This is a genomic window from Streptomyces sp. NPDC025784, from assembly GCF_055558435.1.
The window spans coordinates 236,330-260,890 of sequence record NZ_JBVHMN010000009.1 but is presented as its reverse complement, the minus strand read 5'-3'; the positions used below and the strand labels follow the sequence as shown (position 1 = coordinate 260,890).

At 73.3% G+C, this 24,561-nt stretch carries 24 protein-coding genes; 12 read left to right on the top strand and 12 right to left on the bottom strand.

Annotated elements, in window-relative coordinates:
- Window positions 1–59: 59 nt before the first annotated feature.
- Window positions 60–1,442, bottom strand: a complete 1,383-nt coding sequence (locus ACZ4IF_RS21990; RefSeq protein WP_467565170.1) for a sensor histidine kinase — start codon at window positions 1,440–1,442, stop codon at window positions 60–62.
- A 179-nt stretch (window positions 1,443–1,621) separates the two neighbouring features.
- Between ACZ4IF_RS21990 and ACZ4IF_RS21985 the strand changes: the two genes are divergently transcribed.
- Window positions 1,622–1,837: a hypothetical protein gene (locus ACZ4IF_RS21985; RefSeq protein WP_467565168.1), complete on the top strand. Its 216-nt coding sequence runs from the start codon at window positions 1,622–1,624 to the stop codon at window positions 1,835–1,837.
- A gap of 50 nt (window positions 1,838–1,887) precedes the next feature.
- On the opposite strand, the gene ACZ4IF_RS21980 is transcribed toward ACZ4IF_RS21985, so the two are convergent.
- The 3 genes from ACZ4IF_RS21980 to ACZ4IF_RS21970 all read right to left on the bottom strand — a co-directional run bounded on the left by ACZ4IF_RS21980 (window position 1,888) and on the right by ACZ4IF_RS21970 (window position 4,342).
- A complete protein-coding gene (locus ACZ4IF_RS21980; protein WP_467565166.1) occupies window positions 1,888–2,280 on the bottom strand; it encodes a guanyl-specific ribonuclease in 393 nt (130 codons plus the stop codon).
- Window positions 2,281–2,366: 86 nt separating this feature from the next.
- On the bottom strand, window positions 2,367–3,272 hold the full coding sequence (locus tag ACZ4IF_RS21975; RefSeq protein ID WP_467565164.1) for a DMT family transporter: 906 nt from the start codon (window positions 3,270–3,272) through the stop codon (window positions 2,367–2,369).
- Between the two features lie 251 nt (window positions 3,273–3,523).
- The gene (locus ACZ4IF_RS21970; RefSeq protein WP_467565162.1) at window positions 3,524–4,342 is read right to left on the bottom strand and encodes an AIM24 family protein; all 819 of its coding nucleotides are present in this window, start codon (window positions 4,340–4,342) and stop codon (window positions 3,524–3,526) included.
- Between the two features lie 97 nt (window positions 4,343–4,439).
- On the opposite strand from ACZ4IF_RS21970, the gene ACZ4IF_RS21965 reads away from it, so the two are divergent.
- Window positions 4,440–5,201, top strand: a complete 762-nt coding sequence (locus ACZ4IF_RS21965) for an SDR family oxidoreductase (RefSeq protein ID WP_467565160.1) — start codon at window positions 4,440–4,442, stop codon at window positions 5,199–5,201.
- 251 nt (window positions 5,202–5,452) lie between these two features.
- On the opposite strand, the gene alc is transcribed toward ACZ4IF_RS21965, so the two are convergent.
- Window positions 5,453–6,568, bottom strand: a complete 1,116-nt coding sequence (alc, locus tag ACZ4IF_RS21960) for an allantoicase (protein ID WP_467565158.1) — start codon at window positions 6,566–6,568, stop codon at window positions 5,453–5,455.
- A 55-nt stretch (window positions 6,569–6,623) separates the two neighbouring features.
- Window positions 6,624–7,946, bottom strand: a complete 1,323-nt coding sequence (gene allB, locus ACZ4IF_RS21955; RefSeq protein ID WP_467565338.1) for an allantoinase AllB — start codon at window positions 7,944–7,946, stop codon at window positions 6,624–6,626.
- Between the two features lie 367 nt (window positions 7,947–8,313).
- On the opposite strand from allB, the gene ACZ4IF_RS21950 reads away from it, so the two are divergent.
- Window positions 8,314–9,117, top strand: a complete 804-nt coding sequence (locus ACZ4IF_RS21950; protein WP_467565156.1) for an IclR family transcriptional regulator — start codon at window positions 8,314–8,316, stop codon at window positions 9,115–9,117.
- 36 nt (window positions 9,118–9,153) lie between these two features.
- On the opposite strand, the gene ACZ4IF_RS21945 is transcribed toward ACZ4IF_RS21950, so the two are convergent.
- Window positions 9,154–9,468, bottom strand: coding sequence for a DUF5955 family protein (locus ACZ4IF_RS21945; protein WP_078629005.1), 315 nt, complete (start codon window positions 9,466–9,468; stop codon window positions 9,154–9,156).
- 211 nt (window positions 9,469–9,679) lie between these two features.
- Here ACZ4IF_RS21945 and ACZ4IF_RS21940 point away from each other — a divergent pair, with 211 nt between their 5' ends.
- Together ACZ4IF_RS21940 and aceB are read left to right on the top strand one after the other, a co-directional pair.
- The gene (locus ACZ4IF_RS21940; RefSeq protein ID WP_359500596.1) at window positions 9,680–10,279 is read left to right on the top strand and encodes a nucleotidyltransferase family protein; all 600 of its coding nucleotides are present in this window, start codon (window positions 9,680–9,682) and stop codon (window positions 10,277–10,279) included.
- A gap of 222 nt (window positions 10,280–10,501) precedes the next feature.
- Window positions 10,502–12,136 carry a malate synthase A gene (gene aceB / locus ACZ4IF_RS21935; RefSeq protein WP_467565153.1) on the top strand — a complete coding sequence of 545 codons (1,635 nt, stop codon included), beginning with the start codon at window positions 10,502–10,504 and terminating at the stop codon, window positions 12,134–12,136.
- A 3-nt stretch (window positions 12,137–12,139) separates the two neighbouring features.
- Here aceB and ACZ4IF_RS21930 read toward each other — a convergent pair whose 3' ends face one another.
- Genes ACZ4IF_RS21930 through ACZ4IF_RS21920 form a run of 3 tightly spaced genes read right to left on the bottom strand, consistent with a single transcriptional unit; the run spans window position 12,140 to window position 14,890 of the window.
- Window positions 12,140–12,421, bottom strand: a complete 282-nt coding sequence (locus ACZ4IF_RS21930) for an Rdx family protein (RefSeq protein ID WP_037763571.1) — start codon at window positions 12,419–12,421, stop codon at window positions 12,140–12,142.
- A complete protein-coding gene (locus tag ACZ4IF_RS21925) occupies window positions 12,418–13,332 on the bottom strand; it encodes a HipA family kinase (protein WP_467565151.1) in 915 nt (304 codons plus the stop codon). Before ACZ4IF_RS21925 ends, ACZ4IF_RS21930 begins: the two co-directional genes overlap by 4 nt.
- Before the next feature lie 22 nt (window positions 13,333–13,354).
- Entirely contained in the window at window positions 13,355–14,890 is a 1,536-nt protein-coding gene (locus ACZ4IF_RS21920) for an IucA/IucC family protein (RefSeq protein ID WP_467565149.1), read from the bottom strand.
- Between the two features lie 93 nt (window positions 14,891–14,983).
- Between ACZ4IF_RS21920 and ACZ4IF_RS21915 the strand changes: the two genes are divergently transcribed.
- The 3 genes from ACZ4IF_RS21915 to ACZ4IF_RS21905 are packed head-to-tail and all read left to right on the top strand — an operon-like array spanning window position 14,984 to window position 18,701.
- A complete protein-coding gene (locus ACZ4IF_RS21915; protein WP_467565147.1) occupies window positions 14,984–16,540 on the top strand; it encodes an IucA/IucC family protein in 1,557 nt (518 codons plus the stop codon).
- 59 nt (window positions 16,541–16,599) lie between these two features.
- Window positions 16,600–17,862: a VWA domain-containing protein gene (locus tag ACZ4IF_RS21910; RefSeq protein ID WP_467565145.1), complete on the top strand. Its 1,263-nt coding sequence runs from the start codon at window positions 16,600–16,602 to the stop codon at window positions 17,860–17,862.
- Complete coding sequence (locus ACZ4IF_RS21905; RefSeq protein ID WP_467565143.1) at window positions 17,862–18,701, top strand: hypothetical protein; 840 nt, start codon at window positions 17,862–17,864, stop codon at window positions 18,699–18,701. Before ACZ4IF_RS21910 ends, ACZ4IF_RS21905 begins: the two co-directional genes overlap by 1 nt.
- A 246-nt stretch (window positions 18,702–18,947) precedes the next feature.
- Here the strand turns inward: ACZ4IF_RS21905 and ACZ4IF_RS21900 are convergent, their stop codons facing one another.
- Window positions 18,948–19,574 (bottom strand): winged helix-turn-helix transcriptional regulator, encoded by a 627-nt coding sequence (locus ACZ4IF_RS21900; protein WP_467565141.1) that lies wholly within the window; start codon window positions 19,572–19,574, stop codon window positions 18,948–18,950.
- An 84-nt stretch (window positions 19,575–19,658) separates the two neighbouring features.
- Here ACZ4IF_RS21900 and ACZ4IF_RS21895 point away from each other — a divergent pair, with 84 nt between their 5' ends.
- From ACZ4IF_RS21895 to ACZ4IF_RS21885, 3 genes are all read left to right on the top strand, one after another.
- Window positions 19,659–20,867: a pyridoxal phosphate-dependent aminotransferase gene (locus ACZ4IF_RS21895; protein WP_359501139.1), complete on the top strand. Its 1,209-nt coding sequence runs from the start codon at window positions 19,659–19,661 to the stop codon at window positions 20,865–20,867.
- Window positions 20,868–20,950: 83 nt separating this feature from the next.
- The gene (locus ACZ4IF_RS21890) at window positions 20,951–21,601 is read left to right on the top strand and encodes a histidine phosphatase family protein (RefSeq protein ID WP_467565139.1); all 651 of its coding nucleotides are present in this window, start codon (window positions 20,951–20,953) and stop codon (window positions 21,599–21,601) included.
- 42 nt (window positions 21,602–21,643) lie between these two features.
- Window positions 21,644–22,276: a hypothetical protein gene (locus tag ACZ4IF_RS21885; protein ID WP_467565137.1), complete on the top strand. Its 633-nt coding sequence runs from the start codon at window positions 21,644–21,646 to the stop codon at window positions 22,274–22,276.
- Between the two features lie 178 nt (window positions 22,277–22,454).
- On the opposite strand, the gene ACZ4IF_RS21880 is transcribed toward ACZ4IF_RS21885, so the two are convergent.
- Window positions 22,455–22,856 carry a winged helix-turn-helix transcriptional regulator gene (locus ACZ4IF_RS21880; protein WP_467565135.1) on the bottom strand — a complete coding sequence of 134 codons (402 nt, stop codon included), beginning with the start codon at window positions 22,854–22,856 and terminating at the stop codon, window positions 22,455–22,457.
- Between the two features lie 90 nt (window positions 22,857–22,946).
- On the opposite strand from ACZ4IF_RS21880, the gene ACZ4IF_RS21875 reads away from it, so the two are divergent.
- The gene (locus ACZ4IF_RS21875) at window positions 22,947–24,419 is read left to right on the top strand and encodes an MFS transporter (RefSeq protein ID WP_467565133.1); all 1,473 of its coding nucleotides are present in this window, start codon (window positions 22,947–22,949) and stop codon (window positions 24,417–24,419) included.
- The last annotated feature ends 142 nt before the right edge of the window (window positions 24,420–24,561 follow it).

Genomic DNA, 24,561 nt, shown 5'->3' with positions numbered 1-24,561 from the left:
CGTCGAGAACGGGGAGCTGGTGCGCGCCGCGCCGGCCGCCCGTCCCCTCGGGGCCGGTGTCAGGCGGGCCAGGGCAGCCAGGCGCGGACGTGGAATCCGCCGTCGCCCTCGGCTCCGTGCTCCAGTCGGCCGCCCGCGAGCGTGGCGCGTTCGGTGAGGCCGATCAGTCCCTGGCCGGAGCCGGGGACGAGCGGGACGTCGCCCGGCGGGGCGGGGTTGCGGACGGACAGCGTCAGGCCGTCGCCGGCTCCGCCCGACACCGTCACCGTCACCTCCGCGCCGGGCGCGTGCTTGCGGGCGTTGGTCAGTCCCTCCTGGGCGATCCGGTACGCGGTGCGTCCTACGGACGCGGGCACGGCGGCCGGGTCGACGACGCGATTGGCCAGGGCGACCTTCATCCCGGCCGAACGGGACTCGGTGACCAGCGCGTCGAGCGCGGCCAGCGTCGGCTGCGGTCGCCCTGCCTCGTCGGAGTCCCCCGCGCGCAGCACGCCGATGATCTCGCGCAGGTCCTGAAGCGCCTCGTGGGCGCTCTCCCGGATCACGCCGGCCGCCCGCGCGACCTCCTCGTGGGGCGCGTCGGGCCGGATCTCCAGGGCGCCCGCGTGCACGCTGAGCAGGGTGAGCCGGTGCGCGAGCACGTCGTGCATCTCGCGCGCGATCGCCTCGCGGGCGAGCCGCTGGGCCTGTTCGGCTCGCAGTTCCGCCTCCGTCTCGGCGCGCCGGGCCCGGTCCCGCAGGCTCAGCATGAGCTGACGCTTGGAGCGGACGAACATGCCCCAGCCGACCACCGTGGCGGTCAGCAGGGCGGTGACGGCGATCGCGGCGAGGTACGGCAGATCGGGGTCGGGCCGCAACCAGAAGTACAGCGGGAGCAGCGCGAGCTGGAGACCGGCGAGCGTGCCGACGTACTTGAAGGGCCGGTGGACGGCGAGCGTGAAGAGAGCGACCAGGCCCGCGCCGCCCGCGGTGGTGGAGACCAGCCCGACGGCGATCAGGGCGGCGGCGAGCCCCAGCGGCCACCGGCGCCGCAGCCATACCGCCCCGCAGGCCAGCGCGCCGAGCACCTGGTCGACGACGGCCAGGGCGTGGGGGGTGTTCGGGTCCTTGGTCAGCGTGTTCGCGGCGGCGAGACCGATGGCCAGGGCGAGCAGGAAGCAGCCGAAGTCGACGATCCAGTCGCGTACGGTGCGCCGGGGCCGTCCGGAGCGGGCCGGGCGGCCGGCGTCGAGGTCCAACTCGGCGATCACGGTCGACGGGAGCAGCCAGCGCCGGGCGGACAGGGTGCGCAGCGAGGGCACCGGTTGCGGGGCCAGGCCCTCCGGGGAGGTCGTCGCCCCGTGCGGCAGGGGCGTCGGGTCCGTCTTCGCGGCCTGGGCGCGGGGCATGGCCGTCCGCCCCGGTACGTCGCGCGCCGACCGCGCCGGATGGTCACCATTCACGGTCGACAAATCTACGCAGGCCCGTCCGGTGCCACCGCATCGCGACGGTGATCGTCGACCAAAGTCGCGGCCCTTCAGACTTTCGGCGCTCCGGTGCGGCGGGGTCGCAGACTCGGGACGGGCATGGCTCGCCCCACGGCCGATGGTCGTGGGGGAGGCCGTGGGGCGAGGGTCGTCCCATGAAGCGGATTCTCGAAGTGCTCGGTTTCGTGGCCCTGGTCCAGGGCGTCCTGGGCCTCATACCGGCGATCACCGGCCCGCTGCACGTGTCGGGAGTGTGGGGGCTGGTGCGCCGGCTCGGTTTCCTCGACGGCTACGAGGTGTACGCGAGCGTCGCCCTCATCGTGCTCTCGGTCGCGCTGTTCGCGGCGGCGGAGAGCCGGAGGTCCGGCTGATCGCGGACCGGACCTCCGGCGGGCCGGGTCGCCCTGGGATCACGGGCGGTTCAGCAGCCGAAGTCGACCAGCCTGAACGTCACGTAGTGGTCCGAGGTGTAGTAGTCCTCCTGGGTCTCCTGGCCGGTGACGATGCGACGGGCGCCGCGGGTGGGGGAACCGGGTGTGATGACCGTGTACTCGTGGTAGTAGCCGGAGGACTGAGAGGGCAGCACACCCTCGCGGTTCTGGAAGACGGTCCCGTCCTGGGGGTACGGGAAGGGGCCACCCGCGTCGATCAGGTCCAGGGTGTCGTGCGCCTGTGAGGGCAGTGCGCCGTAACAGACGCTGCCGACGGCCGCGGTCGCGGCGTCGGCGGGGGCCACCGCGGTGCCGCCGACGAGCAGGGCGGACATGAGGGAGACGAGCGTGCCGATGCGAGTGATTCGTGGGGGGAATCTCATGCCTTCAGGATGACGCGCGTAGAGCATGGCATGTCAATGTCAAGGAGGCGGTTTTCTCCCGCCGGGTCCGATGATTTTTCCGGGAGTTAACCTGCCGACCGGCGTCCCCAAGCGGTCCCCACGAGCACCAGGACGCCGCCCGCCAGGCCCGCCGCGCCGAGCCGCTCACCACCGAGGGCGATACCGGCCGCGGCGGCCCACAGGGGTTCCGTCCCGAGCAGCAGGCTCACCCGGGACGGCGAGGTCCGGCGCACCGCCCACATCTGCACGAAGAAGGCGAACAGGGTGCAGAAGGCCGAGAGGAACAGCAGCCCGGCCCACTCCCGTGCGCCGAAGCCCGCGGCGGCGCTCCAGGGGGTGGCGTCTGCTCCGGTCGACAGCAGCGCGAACACCGCGACGGCCGCGCCCAGTTGGACGGTGGTCAGCGGCAGCGCGTCGGCCCCCTGCACGGCCTTGATGCGGGACATGGCGAGCACGTGCACCGTCCGGGCGAGAGCGGCGAGCAGCATCAGCAGGTCGCCGAGGGACGGCCGGGTGAAGCCGCCGCCCTGGGTGAGCAGCACCACGCCGAGCACGGAGACACCGGCCGCGGCGAGGAAGGCGCGCGGGGGACGCACCCGGGTGACGGCCGCTTCGGCGAGCGGCGTGAAGATCATGGTCAGGCTGATGATGAGGCCCGCGTTGGTGGCCGAGGTGTGGACGACGCCGTACGTCTCCAGGAGGAAGATCCCGCTCAGGATCAGCCCGAGCACCGCCGCCCCACGCCACTGCGCCGCGGTCAGGGACCTCAACGCGCGCCGTCCCGCGATCACCAGCACCGGCAGCACGACCGCGAACCGCAGCACCAGGACGGCGATCACCGTCCGCGCGGTGGTGATGTCCTTCGCCGCGAGATAGCTGGCGCCCCACACCACGGCCACCAGCAGGACGGGCAGGTCGGTGAGCCAGGCGCGACGGGGCGCGAGCGCGCCGGGTACGGCGATCGACGACATGGGAGCGGTCTCCAGCGGTCACGGGCGGGCGTGGAGACGTCGACGGCTCCCACGGGGACGATCACCGTACCGACGGGGGTGCGTGGGGGCTACACCGTTTCGCCACGCGGATGCCGGGTGACACCGCAGGAGACAGTCCCCGGTGGCTCCGGTACGTGGCACGACCGTCCCCGCTCGTAGCCGTGGACGGTGACGCCGGAGCCCGTGACGCCGCCGCCGGCCTGCCGGTCGCGCGCCTCAGTCCGCGTGCGTCAGCCCGCGTGCGTCGAGAAAAGGCCGCCCGTCGGCCCCTGCTTGTCCCCGCCCTGGGCCTTCCTCAGGGCGTTGGCGAGGCCCTCGATGGTCATCGACTGGAGGATCACGCGGCCACTGCCCTCCAAGGTGGCCAGCGACAGGCCCTCGCCGCCGAACACCGCGTTCATCAGCCCCTGCCGGTTCAGGCCCCCGACGCGCTGGACGCCGTACCGGATGCCCTCCTCGAAGGCGACGACACAGCCCGTGTCGACCTCGATGCGACCGCCGAAGTCGGCCGGGTCGAGGTCGATGAAGTTGCCGGCGCCCGCGATGATCACCGTGCCCTGCCCGGTGAACTTCTCCAGCACGAACCCCTCGCCGCCGCTGCGGCCGGTCCGGCCGCCCTGGAACGCGATGCCGAACTCCACGCTCGACTCCGCGGCCACGAAGGCGTCCTTCTCCGCGAACCACGCGCGCGTGCCGTCGAGCTCCAGAGCGCGCATCTCGCCGGGGAGCACGCCCGCGAATCCGACGGTGCCCTCGCCGCCCGTGGAGGTGAAGTACTGGAAGGCCAGCGACTCGCCCGCGAGTGCGCGCTGGCCGACCTGCATGGCCGTGCCCATGGCCTGGCGGAGCATGCCGCCCATGCCCGAGCCGCCGTTGCCGGCCGGAGGGGTGCCCCCGCCTCCGGAGGGCCCGGACAGGCGGGTCTCCATGGTCACGTTCGCCGTCTTGAACAGGAACTTGCCGGCCTCGCAGTACACGGTCTGACCGGGGCGCAGGTTGACGACCGCCATCTGCATGGCGTTGCCGACGATCTTTTGCTGAAGAGTCACGAGGGGGGAACGCAAAAAGTGGAAGGAAGAGTTCCGCATCGAACTCGGTGTCCGTTCGCCGCCAGCACCCCGGGGCCGCGCCCGCTGGGATGGACGCATGACCTCACAGGAAACGACTGATCTCGCAATGAACGGCAAGGTGGCCCTGGTGACCGGCGGCAGCCGTGGCATCGGTGCGGCGACGGCGGTACGGCTCGCCCGGGAGGGCGCCGACGTGGCCCTCACGTACGTCCGCAGCAAGGAGGAGGCGGCCGGCGTCGTCCGGGCCGTCGAGGCGCTGGGGCGGCGCGGGATCGCCCTGCGGGCGGACTCGGCGGACCCCGCGGAGGCGGCCGGGGCGGTGGGCCGCGCCGCGGAGGCGCTCGGCGGGCTCGACGTCCTGGTGAACAACGTGGGCGTGGGGGTCCTCGGCCCGCTCGACTCACTGTCCCCCGCGGACGTGGACCGGGTGCTCGCCGTCAACGTCCGCGGTGTCTTCCTGGCCTCCCAGGCCGCGGCGGCGCGGATGGGCCGGGGTGGCCGGATCGTGACCGTCGGCACCTGCATGACCCAACGGGTGCCGGGACCCGGCGGGACGCTCTACGCGACCGGCAAGTCGGCCCTGATCGGGCTCACCAAGGCCCTGGCCCGGGAGCTGGGTGACCGCGGGATCACCGCGAACATCGTGCATCCCGGGCCGATCGACACGGACATGAACCCCGCCGACGGTCCGTACGCGGCGGGCCAGGCGGCGATGACCGCCCTGGGCCGCTTCGGCACGGCCGACGAGGTGGCCTCGGCCATCGCCTATCTGGCCGGGCCGGAGGCGGCCTACGTCACGGGGGCCGAGTTCTCGGTGGACGGGGGCCACGCGGCGTAGCGGCCTGCCGCCTCCCCCGCACGCGCGTGCCGGGCAGGGCGATCGAGCCCTGTCCGGCACGCCGGGTGCGGGGTCCGGGCCGGCGTCAGGCGGCGAAGGGGCACCCTGCCCGCAACAGGGCGCCCACCCCGCCGGGAGCGGGGGGATCGGAAGAGCACGCCCACCCTCGCCACGAGCACGGGGGGCGGAAGAGCACGCCCACCCTCGCCACGAGCACGGGGGCCGGCAGCGACGGAGGGGAGGGACCGAAGTCAGCCGCCCAGCTCCTGGTGACGGGCGGCCAGCCGCGCCGTGCCTTCCTGCGTCAGCGACCCGAACAGCCGCAGCCGCGAGATCCCGCCGTCGGGGAAGATGTCCACGCGCGCGTGGGTGCCGACGGCGGGGGTGTCCAGGACGAAGCGGTGGTTCGTGTCGGGCTGGAGGCGGGTCCGCGGCAGCGCCTCCACCCACTCCCCCTCGGCCCCGTCCCGTACGGACACCGACGCCCAGCCGGCGCTGTTGCCCTTCAGGTACGCCGTGTCGATCTCGATCGCCCGGATCTCGGACTGTCCGGCGAGCCGGTAGCTGATCCAGTCGTTCCCGTCGTCCCGGCGGCGCCGCGTCTCCCAGCCGTCGTCCATCTTGCGGGAGCGCCCCGGCTGGATGGTGTTGGTGGCGGGCGAGTAGAAGAGGTTCGAGGCGTCCTCGACCTGGCCGCCGTTCTCCAGCGCCACCACGTCGAAGGTGCCGAGGACCGAGAGCCAGCGCGGATCGGGCACGACCTCGCCGTACACCCGCAGCCGGGCGATGCCGCCGTCGGGGTGCTGGTTGACCCGCAGGTGCGTGAAGCGCTGCTCGGCCGAGACCGCGAAGCCGTTCGCCGCGTGACCGCCGACGGCGGTGCGGGTGACGAGGGTCGTCCACTTCACGTCGTCGGCGAGGAGTTCCTCGGGCGAGGGGGAACCGGGCACGCACGCGCCCTCGACCGACACCGCCTGCGGGTAGTTGCCGCGGAAGTGGGCGGTGTCCACGACGATGCCGCGGACGACGCCGGGCGCGCCGAGTCGGACGAGCGCCCAGTCGTGGTCCTCCGCCGTCGGCCACGGGTGCTCGGCCGAGACACCGCGGCGGCGCCGTGTCTCCCAGCCGTCCATGATCTTGCCCTTGTGGCCGAAGTGCTCGGGGTCGAACTCGGCGGCTGTGGGCACCAGAAGGTTCTCGCGCTGGGCGAAGAACTCGTCGTTGGCGGCGATGACACCCGCGCCGAGCTGCCGGTCGGCGAGGTTGGCGTACTGGGTGAAGGGGAAGTCGGCGGTGCGGTAGTCCGCGTACGGGTCGCCGCCTCCGTAGGGGTTCGCGTCGCCGGTGAAGTGAGGAATCGCCGTCACGATGATCAGGTCTGCCTTTCGGGATCGGCCGCTGCGGGTGCGGGGCTGGTGCGGGTCACGGGTGGCGGGAGAGCAGCCGGCCGGCCGGTTCGGTGAACTCGCCCCGGTCCACGATCCGCCGGCCGCGCAGCCAGGTGGACTTGACGACGCCGCTCAGGGTCCTGCCCGCGTAGGCGGTGACGCGGTTGCGGTGCTGGAGCGCGGCGGCGTCCACGGTGAAGGTCTCGTCGGGGGCGAGGACCGCGAAGTCGGCGTCCCGGCCGGGGGCGATGGCGCCCTTGCGGTCGTCGAGGCCCACCAGCCGGGCGGTGCTCGTGGACATCCAGCGGACCACGTCGTCGAGGGTGTGGCCGCGCCTGCGGGCCTCGGTCCACACCGCGGACAGACTGAGCTGGAGGCCGGAGATGCCGCCCCAGGCGGTCGCGAAGTCGTCGGTCTTCAGGTCGGCCGTGGAGGGCGAGTGGTCGGTGACGACGCAGTCGACGGTGCCGTCGGCGAGGGCCTGCCACAGCAGGTCCTGGTTGGCCGCCTCACGGATGGGCGGACAGCACTTGAACTCGCTGGCGCCGTCCGGGACCTCCTCGGCGGTCAGGGTGAGGTAGTGCGGGCAGGTCTCGACCGTGAGCCGTACGCCGTCCGCCTTCGCGGCGGCGATCAGCGGCAGCGCGTCGCTGGACGACAGGTGGAGCACGTGCACGCGTGCGTCGAGCCGCCGGGCCTGGGCGATGAGGTGCTCGATCGCGGTGTCCTCGGCGTCACGGGGACGCGAGGCGAGGAAGTCGGAGTACTTGCGGCCGCCCTTCTGCGGGGCCGCGGCGAGGTGGTGCGGGTCCTCGGCGTGCACGATCAGGAGGCCGCCGAAGCCGGCGATCTCGGCGAGCGACTGCGCGAGTTGTTCCTGGTCGAGCTCGGGGAACTCGTCGACGCCGGAGGGCGACAGGAACGCCTTGAAGCCGAAGACGCCCGCGTCGTGCAGGGGTCGCAGATCCTTCACGTTGCCGGGCAGCGCCCCGCCCCAGAAGCCGACGTCGATGTGTGCCTTGGGGCGGGCGACGTCCTTCTTGGTGCGCAGGCTGTCCACCGTCGTGGTGGGCGGCAGGGAGTTGAGCGGCATGTCGACGAGGGTGGTGATGCCGCCGGCGGCCGCGGCGCGGGTCGCGGTCCAGAAGCCCTCCCACTCGGTACGGCCGGGGTCGTTCACATGGACGTGGATGTCGACGAGGCCGGGCAGCAGGACGTCGTCGCCGAAGTCCTCCAGCCGGGCGCCGTCCGGTACGTCCGCGTCGTGCGCGAGCACGGCCGTGATGGTGCCTCCGGCGACCGCGACCGTGGCGGCGCGCGTCCCCTCGGGCGTGATGACACGCGTCGAGCGCAGCATCAGTTCGACCCCTCCGACACCAGACACCCGGACCCCTCTCTCTGCCGCTGCTGATCACTGCCGCCGCCGTGACGGCGCGGTTTACTTCCGCGTAACGGAATTCAACGATCTGTTGAAGGAGTCTTCCCCGCGGCCCAGGTGCCGTCAAGAGCGCACACCTCCACTGTGCTCCCGGGACACCCACTCTGGATGTTTCCACAAAGCGGAAGTAGAATTCCAAAGAGCAGAACGTAGCTATGCACAACACGGGAGTCAACCAGCCGCCGGGTAGGCTGCATCACTACCCTCCCGGCGCACACCGCCGCCCTGCGAGAGGCCCTCCGCCGGGCCGACCCTGACGTTCCTGAGCCGTGAAAGGACCGCCGCCGTGCCGCCGTCCAGCGCCCGCACCACCGACGCCGCCAAATCGCCCGCTCCCAGTGGTGGCGTCCAGTCCCTCGAGCGCGCCTTCGACCTGCTGGAGCGCATGGCGGACGCCGGGGGCGAGGTCGGCCTGAGCGAGCTCTCCGCGAGCAGCGGACTGCCGCTGCCCACCATCCACCGGCTCATGCGCACGCTGGTGGCCTGCGGCTACGTGCGTCAGCAGCCGAACCGCCGGTACGCGCTCGGACCGCGCCTGATCCGCCTCGGCGAGTCCGCGTCCCGGCTCCTCGGCACCTGGGCCCGCCCGTATCTGGCGCGACTGGTCGAGGAGACCGGCGAGACCGCCAACATGGCCCTGCTCGACGGGGACGAGATCGTCTACGTCGCCCAGGTGCCGTCCAAGCACTCGATGCGGATGTTCACCGAGGTCGGGCGTCGCGTACTGCCGCACTCCACCGGCGTGGGCAAGGCGCTGCTCGCACACACCCCGGCCGACGAGGTGCGCGCCCTGCTGGCCCGGACCGGCATGCCCGCCGCGACGGATAAGACGATCACGACTCCGGACGGCTTCCTCGCCGCCCTGGAAGAGGTCAGGAGTCTCGGCTACGCGGTCGACGACAACGAACAGGAGATCGGCGTCCGCTGCCTGGCGGTCTCCGTGCCCGACTCCCCGACCGCCGCCGCCATCTCCATCTCCGGGCCCGCCGGCCGTGTCACCGAGTCGGCCACCGAGAAGATCGTGCCCGTGCTCCAGCAGGTGGCGCAGGAGCTGTCGGAGGCCCTGGCCAGCTCGGGCCCGGCCGCCTGAGCCCCGGATCCCGCTGCGGGGCACCCGCCCCGCAGCTCAGCGGCGCGGCGGTTCCCCGAACAGCTCCACCGCGCTGCGCACGTCGGCCAGGCGCGTCGACAGCGCGCTGACCGAGCCGATCGCACCCGCGACCAGCAGCAGGGAGCGGCGCAGCCGAGGGGTCTCGGGGATGCCGCCGGCGGCCATCGCGGCGAGGGCCGCGAGCTCGTCCTCGGCGATGCCGCGGTCGGGGAACTCGGCCGGATGCGCGGCCAGTTCACGGCGCAGCCGGGAGACGGCGATGCGCAGTTCCGCCACCCTCGGGTCCTCGTCACTGCCGGTCACTGCCCTCTGCCCCAAGCTCCGCAACACAGCACTCCCCCCTCGCACGCCGTTGTGCGTCGATCGTCCTCACCAGGCCCCAGCTCCCCATGGCGGTGGTCGGGCGCCGGGGGACGCGGGTCAGTAAACGCCACCGCGTGCGCCGGGCGCCACCGCACGGACCGAAATTCAGCCCTGGGACATCGGGCGGCCCGGCCGGGTTCCGGCGCGCGCTCCCGCCCCGCTCGGGTATGCAGGGAGCATGACGGACAACAAGGACCAGGTCGTCGGACTGCTGCTCGCGGCCGGCGGCGGGCGCCGCCTCGGGGGGCGCCCCAAGGCGCTCCTGCGACACCGCGGGCGGCCACTCGTCGAACACGCGGTCGAGGTCCTGCGGGCCGGCGGCTGCGCACGCGTCCATGTGGTGCTGGGCGCCCGGGCCGACGCCGTGCGGGCGCGGGCCGCGCTGCCCGGATGCGTCCTCGTGGACAACCCGGAGTGGGAGGAGGGCATGGGCTCCTCGCTGCGCGCGGGCCTCGGTTCACTGGCGGACACGGGTGCCGGCGGCGCGCTGGTGCTCCTGGTCGACCAGCCGGGGATCGGCCCGGAGGCGGTGTCCCGGGTCCTCGGCGCGTACACCTCTCCCCTCTCGCTCGCCGCCGCGTCCTACGACGGCGAACGCGGCCACCCCGTCCTCTTCGGGGCCGGGCACTGGGACGCCATCGCGCGCAGCGCCACCGGCGACCGGGGCGCCCGCGCCTATCTCAAGGCCCATGAAGAGGCGATCACGCTCGTCGAGTGCGGGGACGTGGCGCAGGCCTACGACATCGACACCGCGGCCGACCTGGTCCACCTTGAGTGAACGGCGTGGCACCGAGCGCCACCTTGTGTCGACCCGGAGAATCTCGACATCAACAAACCATTGAACTTCCACCATGAGGAAACTAGTATCCACTGTTCAGAAGCGTCTGACCGCTCCGCGGGCGCTCTTTGCCCCCCTTCGCGCCGGTCGGCACCCAGTGCCACGGCACGGTGGCGATGCACGTGGTTCGCTGAAACAGCTCCCCGAAGGAAGTGACAGCTCATGTCCGCACCAGCGCCGTCCCCGCTGGCCATCGTCGACGCCGAGCCCCTGCCCCGGCAGGAGGAGGTCCTCACCGACGCGGCCCTCGCCTTCGTGGCCGAGCTGCACCGGCAGTTCACGCCCCGGCGTGACGAGCTCCTCGCCCGCCGTGCGGAGCGCCGCGCCGAGATCGCCCGCACCTCCACCCTCGACTTCCTCCCGGAGACCGCCGCGATCCGCGCGGACGACTCCTGGAAGGTGGCCCCCGCCCCGGCGGCGCTGAACGACCGCCGCGTCGAGATCACCGGCCCCACCGACCGCAAGATGACCATCAACGCGCTCAACTCCGGTGCGCGCGTCTGGCTCGCGGACTTCGAGGACGCCTCGGCGCCGACCTGGGAGAACGTGGTCGCCGGCCAGCTCAATCTGATCGCCGCCTACACCCGCACCATCGACTTCACCGACCCGGCGTCGGGCAAGTCGTACGCCCTCAAGGCGAACGAGGACCTCGCCACCGTCGTCATGCGCCCGCGCGGCTGGCACCTGAGCGAACGCCACCTCGTGGACGCCGACGGCACACCCGTCCCGGGCGCCCTCGTCGACTTCGGCCTGTACTTCTTCCACAACGCCCAGCGCCTGCTGGACCTCGGCAAGGGCCCGTACTTCTACCTCCCGAAGACGGAGTCGCACCTGGAGGCCCGCCTCTGGAACGACGTCTTCGTCTTCGCGCAGGACCACCTCGGCATCCCGCAGGGGACCGTGCGCGCGACCGTCCTGATCGAGACGATCACCGCCGCGTACGAGATGGAGGAGATTCTCTACGAACTCCGCGACCACGCCTCGGGACTGAACGCGGGCCGCTGGGACTACCTCTTCTCCATCGTCAAGAACTTCCGTGACGGCGGCGCCAAGTTCGTCCTGCCGGACCGCAACGCGGTGACGATGACCGCCCCGTTCATGCGCGCGTACACCGAACTCCTCGTCCGTACCTGCCACAAGCGCGGCGCGCACGCGATCGGCGGCATGGCCGCGTTCATCCCCTCGCGCCGCGACGAGGAGGTCAACAAGGTCGCCTTCGAGAAGGTCAAGGCCGACAAGGACCGCGAGGCGGGCGACGGCTTCGACGGCTCCTGGGTCGCGCACCCCGACCTGGTCCCCATCGCGATGGCGTCGTTCGACGCGGTTCTCGGGGAGCGGCCCAACCAGAAGGACCGACTGCGCGAGGACGTGTCCGTCGCCGCCGGCGACCTGATCGCCATCGACTCCCTCGACGCCAGGCCGACGTACGAGGGCCTGGTCAACGCGGTGCAGGTCGGCATCCGCTACATCGAGGCCTGGCTGCGCGGCCTCGGCGCGGTCGCCATCTTCAACCTCATGGAGGACGCGGCCACCGCCGAGATCTCCCGCTCCCAGATCTGGCAGTGGATCAACGCGGGCGTCGTCTTCGAGCACGACGGGAAGACCGTGGCGGCCACGCCGGAGCTGGCGCGCCGGGTCGCCGCCGAGGAGCTCGCCCGCATCCGCGCCGAGATCGGCGAGGAGGCGTTCGCGGCGGGCAACTGGCAGCAGGCCCACGACCTGCTGCTCCAGGTGTCGCTGGACGAGGACTACGCGGACTTCCTGACGCTGCCGGCCTACGAGCAGCTCAAGGGCTGACGCTCACGCGGATCTGTCCGAGTGGCCCAGGGACCTTCCCGGGGCCACTCGGTCGCGTACGGCCTGCTTCACCGCGGTCGGCTCCGGGAAGCCCTGTTCGCGGCGGTCCCAGACCACCTCGCCGTTCACCCGGACCATGAAGACCCCGCCCGTGCCGGGCTTGAGGGCCAGTTCCGTCAGCTCGGTCTCGAAGGTCGTGAGGAGCTCCTGCGCCAGCCAGGCCGCCCGTGGCAGCCAGCGGCACTGGGTGCAGTACTCGATCTCCACGCGCTGGACGCCGCTCATCCCAGGTGCACCGACCAATCCTGTTCCGCCGCCGGTTTGCCGTGCAGGTCGGGGACACGCTTGAGCCAGTTCGGGCGGCCCTGCTGTGTCCTCGCCGCGCGCTGCTCCTCCTCGGCGGCGAGTTCCTCCCGGGTGGGGAAGTCGGTGGGCAGCCAGGCCGCGGACGCCGCCACGCGCGCGTGGAGGTAGTCCACGTACGCCGTCCTCACCTCGTCGGGCGTCGCGTACCCCTCCTCGACGGTCAGCCAGGCGTCCGGCACGGCCGCCGTGACCTCGCGGAGCAGCTCGCGCGTCACCCGCGGCGCCAGCTCGGCGTCGGCGGCCCGGGTGTCCGGCGTGTAGTGGCCGAGGGCGTGGTGCCGGAAGTCGTAGGCCTTGGCGGGGTCGGAGGCGTCCCAGCGGTGGTGGAAGACGAGGGCCGCTCCGTGGTCGATCAGCCACAGCCGCGGGGGCGCGGTGCCGAACGTGGGCCACACCATCAGGTTCGAGCTGTGGACCGTACGGTCCACGTTCACGGTCAGCGCGTCGAGCCAGACGATCCTGCCCGCCTCCAGGGCGTCGACCGGGAACCTCTTGGCGACCTCCGGCGTGAAGTCCTTCGCGCCCGGCAGGAAGTCCATGCCGAGGTTGAGGCCCGCGCTGGCGCCGTGCAGGTCCCGCACCTCCTGGTGCGGTTCGGAGTCGGCGATCGCGGGGTCGAAGTGGACGAGGACCAGCTCGGGGAAGCGCAGCCCGAGCGCACGGGCCAGCTCGCCGACGATCACCTCGGCGACCAGCGCCTTGCGGCCCTGCGCGGAGCCGGTGAACTTCACGACGTACGTCCCCAGGTCGTCGGCCTCGACGACTCCGGGCACGGAGCCGCCCGCCCTCAGCGGGGTCACGTATCGAACAGCAGTCACGTCGCGCAGCACACCCGCCAGGGTAAGTCAGCGCTCACCCGGCCAGCGGGTTGGGCAGCGGCACGTACCGGGCGTCCGCGCCGTCCGCGCCGGTCCACCGCAGGAGCAGGTTCGTCTTGCCGGGGACGGTGGGCGCCGCGAGCAGGCCGGCGATCTCGGGCAGGCCGTGCTCCGTGTCGTAGCGGATCAGCTCCTCCCGGACGGCGGGCCACGGGTCCAGGCCGGGGTGACGCTCGGCGAGCAGCGCGGCCAGCTCGGCGAGGTGGTTGACGAGCAGGCAGTACACGAGCCGCTCCCAGCACGCCTCGCGCGTCCCGGCGGGCAGCAGCTTCACGCCCTCCGCGTCCCTGAACAGCGCCTGCACGGGAGTCCCCGCCGCGTCCACGGCCACCAGCACGTTCTGCAGGTGGGCCTCGACGACGACGCCGTGGCGCGCGAACGCGTGCAGCACGGGCGGTACGACATGGCGAAGATACGCGGCCCACCAGGCGGACGGGTCGGCGAGCCCGTCCAGGGGGCTGCCGTCGAAACCCTCCACCAGGGCGGCGGCGAGCAGCGGGGTCGCGCCGGGCACGAGGTGGCCGCGCAGTCCGTCCCGGACGAGGACGGCGAGTTCCTCGAAGGCGAAGTCGGCGGTGCGGTAGCCGCGGTCGCTCAGCCAGGCGGCGGGGCCGGGTCCCGCGAACGCAGCGGCGGCGGCCGAGTCGGTGCCGCGCATCTTCAGCAGGTCGTGCCGCCACAGCCGGCGGATGTCGTTGGTGACGCGCACGTCGAGGCTGAACTTCACGAACACGTCGTCCTCGGGCGCGTACAGCGTGCGGATCGCCGCCGTCGGCCGGAGCGGGCGCGGGGTACGTCCCACGCGCAGCAGCCGCCCGTCGCGGAACGCGGCCCGGATCTCCGGGCGGTCGCCGACCAGGCCGAGCTGCCAGGGGTGGGCGGGCAGTAGCCGGTAGCCGGGCGGGGCCTGGCCGAAGGCGTCGAGCGCCGTGGTGTCGCCGTCCTCGACGACGGCGTCCTCGCGGACGGCGAGGAGTTCGAGCGGGAAGCGGGCGTACGCCTCGGGCGCGTACGGCAGCCAGTCGGTGGCCGGACCGCCGCCGCGCGCCTTCGGTGCCGGATGGTGGGGATGCCCGGTGATCAGGGACTGCTCGGAGCGCAGGTACGGGTCGCCGGGCGGTGTCGCACGCTGCCGCGCGGTGAGCAGCGCGGCGACGGTGTCGCGGCTGTCGGTCATCTCCGCGGGCAGTTCGGAGTTGGACAGGCCGGTGGCGCGGCGCAGTTCCTCGGCGGTCAGTTTGACCAGTTCGGCGTGGGTGAGCCGGTGCCAGGCACCGGCGGCGCGCACCTCCGGCCGCGCGGGCCGCCGCGCGCCGCGCACCCTCAGCAGCCTGCCGCCCGCCTTCAGGCGGTACACACCGGGGTCCTCCGCGGGCTCCGCCGCCTCCCGCAGGAGACAATTCAGCAGGGGCGCCGCGGCGTACGCGTCGGCGGCCTCCGCGACATCGCTGCCGGGATCCTCCCCGGCGAGTGGGGGGAGCAGGGGCGGCAGGGAGTCCACTCGGTCCATTCGCTTCATTCATTCCATACGGTGCACTGGTGATCAGTATGTCTGCTGCCGTGGACGACCGCGACGCAGTCCCCGTACCCAAGGAGCCCACCCGTGCACCGTCCCCCCACGCCCGAGGCCGCGCCCGCCGGCGGGCCGAGCGCCGTGCGCCCCGAGCTGTCGGCGCCGTACGCGCGGGCGGTCCCCGGCGCCAGGGCGGCGGTACTGACCCGTCTGTGGCGTGCGCTGGCGTACGAACCGCTGCCGTGGATCGCGGGCCACGAGACGGGGCGTGACGGTCTCACGGTCCGGCTGGCCGACGGCCGGCGGCTGCACGGCCCGCACCCGGACCCGTACGCCGTCACCGGGTACGTCGGCGCAGTGCGGCTCGACGGGCGGCCGTACGACCGGCCGGACCGGCTCGTCGAGGCGCTCGGGGTGCCGCACGGCCCCGCCTTCGCGGCCGAACTCGCCGACAGCGTCGCGTCCTTGGCGCTGTCCCGGGCAGGGCAGACGGTGTTCGGCGCGGCGACCGGGCCGGCGACCGATGGCGCCGCCGGCCCGGCCCCCGCGGACGGCGTCGCGTGCGGACCCGCCGAGCATCCGGCGGCGTGCTGGAGGTGGGAGCAGCGGGTCGTCGACGGGCACCCGTACCACCCCAACTGCCGTTCGCGGCCCGGTTTCTCCGTGGCCGAGCAGCTCGCGTACGCGCCGGAGCACCGGCCGGTCGTGGACCTGGGGCTGATGGCCGCCGACGACTGTCTGGTCACCGGCGAGTGGCCGAAGTGGCTGCGGGACGGCGAGCGCGTCCTGATCCCCGTCCACCCCTGGCAGGTGGCGCACGTACTGGACGGACCGGTCCAGGAGGGTTTCGCCGCACACCCGTTGATGTCCCTGCGTACGCTCGCCCTGCCGGACGGCCCGCACGTCAAGACCGCGCTGAGCGCCCGGCTGACGTCCTCGGTGCGCGACATCTCGGTGTCCTCGGTGGAGACCGCCGCGACGGTGTCGGCGTTCATGGAGTCGGTGGCCGGCCGTCTGGACGCTCCGCTGCACATCACCCGGACGCTCGGCGCGGCCACCGCGCACCGCCCCGATCTGGCGGCGGTGCTGCGCGAGTCGCCGGACCAGTACGCGGGCCCGGGCGAGCAGATCGTCCCGGTGGCCGCCCTCCCGCTGACGGGACTGCCCGAACACCCCTCCTGGCTGGCCGATTTCACCCGCCTCGTGCTCACGACCGGGCTGCGCCTGCTCGATCTGGGCGTGGCCCTGGAGGCGCACGGCCAGAACCTGCTCGTCGTCCTCGACGGCGCGGGCGCCCCGGTCCGGCTCGTCTACCGCGACCTCGCCGACATCCGGATCAGCCCGGCCCGCCTGGCCCGGCACGGCATCCCGGCTCCCGCGCTCTCCGGCCGCGTGGTCACGGACGACGAGAGCGCCCTGCGGCGCAAGTTGTTCGGCTCCCTCGTGGGTGGCGCGCTGGGTGCCACGGCGGGCTCGACCGCCGCGCTGCGCGGAGCGCTGGAGGCGGTCGCCGGTGATCTGCCGCGCACCGCGGACCGCGCCGCCCTGCTGGGCGAGCCGCTGCCCACCAAGGCGCTCACCCTGATGCGGCTCTCCCCGCGCACCTCCGGCGACCTGTGGACACAACTGCCCAATCCGCTCACCTGATCCGGGCCCGGCACCCCCTCGTTTTGAAGCGCGACACCTTTGATCAATAGGATCCGCCGATGATCACAAGACAACGGCTGGCGGCGGGTCTGTGCGCCCTGCTCGCCACCCTGACGGCGGGGGTCGCCTTCCCGGCCGGAGCGGTCGCCGACGAAACGGCCCAGGCCGCCCCCAAGGTCGAACTGGTGCTGGACGTCAGCGGTTCGATGCGGGCCCGGGACATCGACGGCGGCTCGCGGATGGCCGCGGCGAAGCAGGCGTTCAACGAGGTGCTCGACGCGACGCCGGAGGAGGTGCAGCTCGGCATCCGTACGCTCGGCGCCGACTACCGTGGCGACGACCGGAAGACGGGCTGCAAGGACACGGCGCAGCTGTACCCGGTGGGCACGCTCGACCGCACCGAGGCGAAGACGGCTGTCGCGACCCTCACGCCCACCGGCTGGACGCCGATCGGCCCCGCCCTGCTGAAGGCGGCCGACGATCTCGAAGGCGGTGACGGCACCCGCCGTATCGTGCTGATCAGCGACGGCGAGGACACCTGCCAGCCGCTCGACCCGTGCGAGGTGGCGCGCGAGATCTCGTCCAAGGGCATAGGCCTGACCATCGACACCCTGGGGCTGGTGCCCGACGCGAAGACGCGCGACCAGCTCAGCTGCATCGCCGACGCCACCGGCGGCACGTACACCTCCGTCCAGCACAAGGAGGAACTGGCCGACCGAGTCGGGCAGTTGGTGGACCGGGCCGCCGATCCGGTGGTGACGCCGGTCGCCGTGGAGGGTGCCGCCGAGTGCGCGCAGGCCCCGGCTCTGAAGTCCGGCCTCTACACCGACCGCGAGGAGTTCACCAAGCACCGCTGGTACCGCGTCGAGGTCGAGCCGGGCCAGGAGCTGCGGGCCTCGGTCAGCGTCGCCGCGGACCGCGCGGTCGCCCCTGACTACGGGGTGCTGCTGCGGGCCGTCACGGTGCACGGGCGGGAGATCGTCCGCGGCGAGGCCGCGGGCAACGGCCGTACCGACGTCGTCTCGACCGGGCTGCGCTACCCGAAGGCCGAGAGCGACGACGAGGACGCCACCGCCGAGGTCGTGTGCCTCCAGGTGTCGAACTCCTTCGCGGCCGCCGCGGGTGTGAAGACCACGCCCGGGCTGCCGCTGGAACTGACCGTCGACGTCGTCGACGGGCCCGACCAGGCGGGTGACGTCGCCTCGTTCGGTCTCGGACGCGGCTGGTGGCTGCTCGGCGCCCTGGTGCTCACCGGCTTCCTCGCGGGTGTGCTGTGGGGCTGGATCTCGCGCTGGCGTGTCGCGGTCTGGAGGACCAACTGATGCGTATCCGACGTGTGCTGACCACGGCACTGTTCCTGCTCGGGGCCGCCGCTCCCGCCGCGCTCGCGGTGGCGGCGGCACCCGCCTTCGCCGACTCCTCGCCCTCGCCGAGCCCGTCGGGCGACGACGGCGCGCCCACCGAGGCGGGCACGTCCTTCCGTACGGCGACGGAGATCGAGCAGGGGCAGCGGGCCACCGCCGGCGCCTCCACGGGCGACTATCTGTACTGGTCCTTCCCGGCGGACGCCGGACAGCGGCCCACCGTGAAGGCGACGGTGAAGCTGCCCGGGTCCGCCGCGCGCGGCGCCGCCGAGACGTGGCAGATCGACGTGTACGACGGGCTGCGGCGCCGGCAGGCCTGCCAGTACGGGGCGCAGACGCGGACGGCGGCGGCCGGCGCGGCCTCCGTCGAGCTGTCCTGCACGCTGCGCACGGTGCGTGCCTGGTCGGAGACCTGGGCCAACGACCCGTTGCCGGGCACCTACTACATCCGGCTCACCGCCACGGGTCTGCCGGCGTCCGGTCTCGGCCTGCCGGTGAACGCCGAGGTCGAGGTGGGCTCCAAGGACATCGGCGGCGCGGCGGCGGTCGACGGTTCGCTCGCCGAGCCGCTGGTGCCGGGCATCGCGACGACGGGCGGGAAGTCCGACGAGGACTCCGACTCGTCGACGGCCGTGCTGTCCTCGATCGAGCCCGACGACGGCTGGGCCTCGGGCTGGTGGTCGGACCGCTGGGTGTGGACCGCGATCGGCGGTGTTCTCGCGGCGCTCGCCGGCATCGGCGGTTACGCGCTGACCCGGGGCGCGGGGCGGCCGTCGCGGGTGCCGCCGGGCGCCTGACCCACCATCGGAACCACCTGAGGGGCCCGCCGAACCGCACCGGTACGGCGGGCCCCGTTCGGTCCTGGCGCCGCCCCGGCCTCCCGGCTGTGCCCGGAGACCGGGCGTCACGACCGCTGCCGAGGCCCCGCATCGCCCGGCCGGCCCGGACACGGGCCGGCACCGCGGATCGCCTCCCGCGGGCCGGTCGCCGACGGCGCCGGTGCGGCAGCGGCCCCGCCCGGGCCGCGCGGCGCGGGCGGCCCGTCAGTCCTCGCGGAGTGCCTTGGCCGGTGCGCCGTCTCCCGTCACCTCGATGCGCCCCTGCCGGACGGCTTCCCGCAGGCCCAGCGCGCCGCGGCTCACGGCCTCGCAGGTCTCGCTGTCGAGCGTCAGGCGCGCGTCCGGCTCGCCGCGGGCGGGACCCTCCCCGTACACCGGCCCCTCGGCGGTGCCCAGCCACAGGTGGAACACGCCTTCGTCCAGGCGCACTTCGACCAGGCCGTCGCCTTCCATGGCGCGCAGCAGCGGCAGCGCGAACCAGTGCGCCCGCACCGCGTCGGTGGGCCGCCGCTCCTCCAGCACGGGCGCGCCCCACTCCCCGAGCGCCTGGAGCACAGGGAGCAGGTCACGGCCCCTGCGGGTGAGTTCGTAGACGTACGCCGCGCCCGGCGGGGGCAGGCGCCGCCGTGTGGTCAGCCCGTCGCGTTCCATGTCCTTGAGCCGGGAGGCGAGGACGTCCGTGCTCACGCCGGGCAGATCGGCGTGCAGGTCGGTGTAGCGGCGCGGTCCGCCGAGCAGCTCACGGACGATCAGGAGGGTCCACCGGTCACCGACGGCGTCGAGCGCACGGGCGGCGGAACAGTACTGGTCGTAGCTTCGGCGAGGTGACATGCGGCGCAGTCTAGCCATCTTGTTGGACTTTCCAAGCTCACACTTGGTAAAACCAAGCAACACAACGAACCGGAGGGCGCACGCATGGAGTTCCGGCAGTCGAGCAAGCTCAGCGAGGTCTGTTACGAGATCCGCGGCCCGGTGATCGAACACGCCGACGCACTGGAGGCGGCGGGCCACAGCGTGCTGCGCCTGAACACCGGCAACCCCGCGCTCTTCGGCTTCGAGGCGCCGGAGGAGATCCTCCAGGACATGATCCGGATGCTGCCCCGGGCTCACGGCTACACCGACTCGCGTGGTGTCCTCTCCGCGCGCCGCGCCGTCGCCCAGCGCTACCAGGACCGCGGCCTCGACGTCGGCGTGGACGACGTCTTCCTCGGCAACGGCGTCTCCGAGCTGGTCTCCATGGCCGTGCAGGCGCTCGTCGAGGACGGCGACGAAGTCCTCATCCCCGCCCCGGACTTCCCGCTCTGGACGGCCGTCACCACGCTCGCGGGCGGCAAGGCGGTGCACTACCTCTGCGACGAGCAGTCCGACTGGTACCCGGACCTGGCGGACATGGAAGCGAAGATCACCGACCGGACCCGGGCCGTCGTGATCATCAACCCCAACAATCCCACCGGCGCGGTGTACCCGAAGGAGATCGTCGAGGGCATCCTCGACCTGGCGCGCCGTCACGGGCTGATGGTGTTCGCCGACGAGATCTACGACCAGATCCTGTACGACGACGCCGTGCACCACTCGGCCGCCGCGCTCGCCCCCGACCTCGTGGTCCTCACCTTCTGCGGGCTGTCCAAGACCTACCGGGTCGCCGGCTTCCGCTCCGGCTGGCTCGTCGTCACCGGCCCCAAGCAGCACGCCCGCAACTATCTGGAGGGCCTCACCATGCTGGCCTCCATGCGACTGTGCGCGAACGCCCCCGCCCAGTACGCCATCCAGGCCGCGCTCGGCGGCCGGCAGTCCATCCACGAGCTCACGGCGCCGGGCGGACGGCTGCGCGAACAGCGCGACCGGGCCTGGGAGAAGCTCAACGAGATCCCGGGCGTCTCGTGCGTCAAGCCGAAGGGCGCTCTCTACGCGTTCCCGCGCATCGACCCCGAGGTGCACAGGATCCACGACGACGAGAAGTTCGTCCTCGACCTGCTGCTGCGCGAGAAGATCCAGGTCGTGCAGGGCACCGGATTCAATTGGCCGCGCCCCGACCACTTCCGCATCCTGACCCTGCCGCACGCCGACGACCTGGACGCGGCGATCAGCCGGATCGGACGCTTCCTGAGCGGGTACCGCCAGTAGGGCCGACCGGCGCAGCCGGTGCTGCGCCCGCCGCCCGCCGGTGACACCGTACGGAGGGACGGCGGGACAGAAAGGGTTCGGCGATGGGTGACCTCCTTCTCGTACGGCACGGTGAGACCGAGTGGTCCTTGTCCGGGCGGCACACCGGCTCGACGGACATCCCGCTGACCGACCGGGGCCGGGAGCAGGCGCGCAAGCTGGCCCCGCTGATCGCCCGGCACCACATCGCCGCGGCCTTCGTCAGCCCGATGCAGCGGGCCCGCGAGACGGCCTCGCTGGCCGGGGTCGACGGCGCCGTGGTGGACGCCGACCTCTCCGAATGGGACTACGGCGGCTACGAGGGGATCACCACCGTCGAGATCCACCGCAGCAGGCCCGAGTGGTTCCTGTTCACCGACGGCGTCGCGCCCGGCCCTCCCGAGCACCCCGGGGAGAGCCCGGACGAGGTCGGGGCGCGCGCCGAGCGCATGCTCGCCAGGATCGACGCGGCGCTCGCGGAGTCGGAAGGCAGCGTGGTCGTGTTCTCGCACGGGCACTTCCTGCGGGTGCTGACGGCGCGGCGGCTCGGGCTGCCCGCCCAGGCGGGGGCGCTGTTCCAACTCGGCACCGGCACGATGAGCCGGCTCAGCACGGAGCACCGCCGCCATGTGGTGGCCGGCTGGAATGTCAGACCCGACGCGTACTGTTCCCATGGGCCGCTCTCCCCTGCCGGACAGGGGCCCGCGGAGCACTGACCGGCGGCGGAGCGCCGCCGACGACGCCGGAGGGAGCGCGCCGTGACCCGACCCCCCACCGCCGCGCAGCGGCGTGTGATCGAGGCCGCCGATCCGGTGACCGGCCGGCTGAAGGGCACCCCGGCGCAGCTCGCCGCGCTGGTGCAGCGTGGGCTCGCCTTCCGGCATCCCCGGCCGCCGCACGACCACTTCCTGACCCCCGCCGGCCGTCGCGTACGTGAGGCCCCGGAGCCGGCCGGGGCACCGCCGCCGCAGCCATCCGCCCCGGCGGATGCCGGCGTGTTCGCCGCGCGGACCGGCGGCGAAGGGCCGTCCGACGCCGGGCCCGCGCGCGGGCGTGAGGTGCACAGCGCCTGGCAGGGACTCCTGGAGCTGCGCCGCATGACCAATCCGGGCGGCGACACGGACCGGCCGTGCGGGTGGGAGCGCACGCATCTGGTGCAGGCCGCCGCGCTCGCGCTGGAGGCGGCAGGGCACCGCCCCGCGGGCCCGGAAGGCGGTGGCTACCGGGTGCGGTCGACGCCGCAGCCGGAGGCCGTCGCCGTGCGCGAGCCGGACCCCGAGGCGCTGCGTGCCTGTGCGGCGACCCTGGAGAAGGCGGGCTGGCAGGTCGGCGAGCACAGCGAACCCCGCACGGGCGCCCGGTACGTGCTGGCCTCGCCGCGACGCGTGTGAGCGTCCGCCCAGCCTCGGCGCACCGGACCGGGGCCGCCCGGAATCCGGAAGTGCCCTACAGGGCACCGGAAGTGCCGTACGGGGCAAGGGAACTCGCCACCCGGCCGCGCGCGACCGAAGAGCCCGAGGTGTCCTGCGCTGTCGTCCGGAGCGAGGGCGAGGGCTCGCACGGGCGGGCCTACGCGGCCGGCAACTCCGGGCTGTGCTCGGCGTCGTAGGCCGCGCGCGACTCGGCGACGGTCACCCGGTGCCGCTCCGCCCAGTCGGTCAGGGACAGCAAGGTCGCATGCAACTCCCGTGCCACCGGCGTGAGTTCGTACTCGACCTTGGGCGGGACCGTCGGATGGACCGTGCGGGTGACGAGTCCGTCGCGCTCCAGATTGCGCAGGGTGAGGGTCAGCATGCGCCGGCTGATCCCCTCCACGCTGCGCTCCAGTTCGGTGAAGCGGATCGGGCCGTGGGCCGCCGCCACGATGATCAGCACGCTCCATTTCCCGGCGACCCTGTCAAGAACTTCGCGGACCGGGCACGCCTGCGCGAGCACTGCCTGCGAGGTAACACCGGTGTTCCCCTGGGACATCCAAGTGCCTCCTTATGCCGGTCTCCATGGTCTTCCACGATGTACCCCGTTACAAGTCGTGCACCTTTGGAGAAGGCCGAGGTCATCGCCATGTCGTCGACGAGTGGGTCACCGACACCACGAACGTACTCCCGCTGGGCCGCGCTCGTCGTGCTGTGCGCGGGCACGCTGATGACGATCCTGGACGGGAACATCGTCACGGTCGCGATGCCCGCGATCCAGAGCGATCTGGGCTTCTCCGGCCCGGGACTGGCCTGGGTCGTGAACGCGTATCTGATCCCCTTCGGCGGACTGCTGCTCCTCGCGGGCAGGCTCGGGGACCTGGTGGGCCGCAGGCGGATGTTCGCCGCCGGGCTCGTGGTGTTCACCGTCGCGTCGGCGCTGTGCGGGATCGCGACGGACCGCGGTGTGCTGGTCGCGGCTCGCGCGCTCCAGGGCGTCGGCGGCGCGATGACCTCGGCCGTCGTCCTCGGCATGCTGGTCGCGCTGTTCCCGGAACCCCGCGAACGGGCCCGTGCCATCGCCGTGTTCAGCGCGGTCGGCGCGACGGGCGGCGCGCTCGGCACGTTCCTCGGAGGGGCCCTCACCCAGGGCCTCGGCTGGCACTGGATCTTCCTGATCAACCTGCCGATCGGAGTGGCGGCGTGGGTCGCCGCGCTGCGGATCCTCGCCCCGGACGACGGGCTGGGGCTGGGCAGGGGGGCCGACTACCCCGGGGCGGCCCTGGTCACGGGTGCGCTGATGCTGACCGTGTACACGATCGTGAGCGCCGGGGACCACGGGCCCGGCACCACCCTGGCCCTCGCCGCGCTCTCGCCGGCTCTCCTCGCCGCCTTCGCGGTGCGGCAGGCGCGTGCCGCCCGCCCGCTGCTGCGGCTGCGGCTCTTCCGCTCCCGGGTCCTGGTGAGCGCCAACGTCGTGCAGATCCTGATGATCGCCGGCATGTACGGCTTCCAGTACATCGGGGCGCTGTATCTCCAACGGGTCCTCGGGTACGACGAGTTGCTCACCGGTACGGCCTTCCTGCCCGCGCCGGTGCTGATCGGGGTGCTGATGCTGAGCCTGTCGGCGCGCACCGTCGCCCGCTTCGGCGCCCATCGCGTCCTGTGCGCCGGGCTCGTCCTCATCACGGCGGGCATGGCGCTGCTGAGCCGGGTCCCGGCGGACGGCGGGTACGTCACCGACGTGCTGCCCGCGATGCTCCTGCTCGCCGCCGGTTTCGCGGCCGCGATGCCCGCGGTGACGGGACTCGCGATGTCGGGCGCGATCGAGGAGGACGCGGGCCTCGCCTCCGGCCTCTTCAACACCACGCAGGTGGTGGGTGGTTCGCTGGGTCTCGCGGCCCTGACGACGCTGGCGGCGGCCCGCGCGGAGCGCCTGACCGCGCGGGGCGAACAGATCGTGGCGGCGACGGCGGACGGCTATCGGCTCGCCTTCACGGTGGCCACGGGGATCGCGGCGCTGGCCCTGGTGCTGGCGGCGGTGCTCCTGCGTCCGAGGAGCGCCCCCTCCTCCCCCCTGCCGGAGGAGGCACCGGTGCCGGCCAGGGCCCCTTCGGTGTAGTCCTCGGACAGGCCGGCCTCGGGGGACCCGGGGGGGGCGGGGGGCGGGGGGGGGGGGGCGGGGGCGGGGGCCCGGGCCCCCCCCCCCCCCCCCCCCGCCCCCCGGTGGGGGGGCCCCCCCCCCCAGAAGACACCCCGGGGCG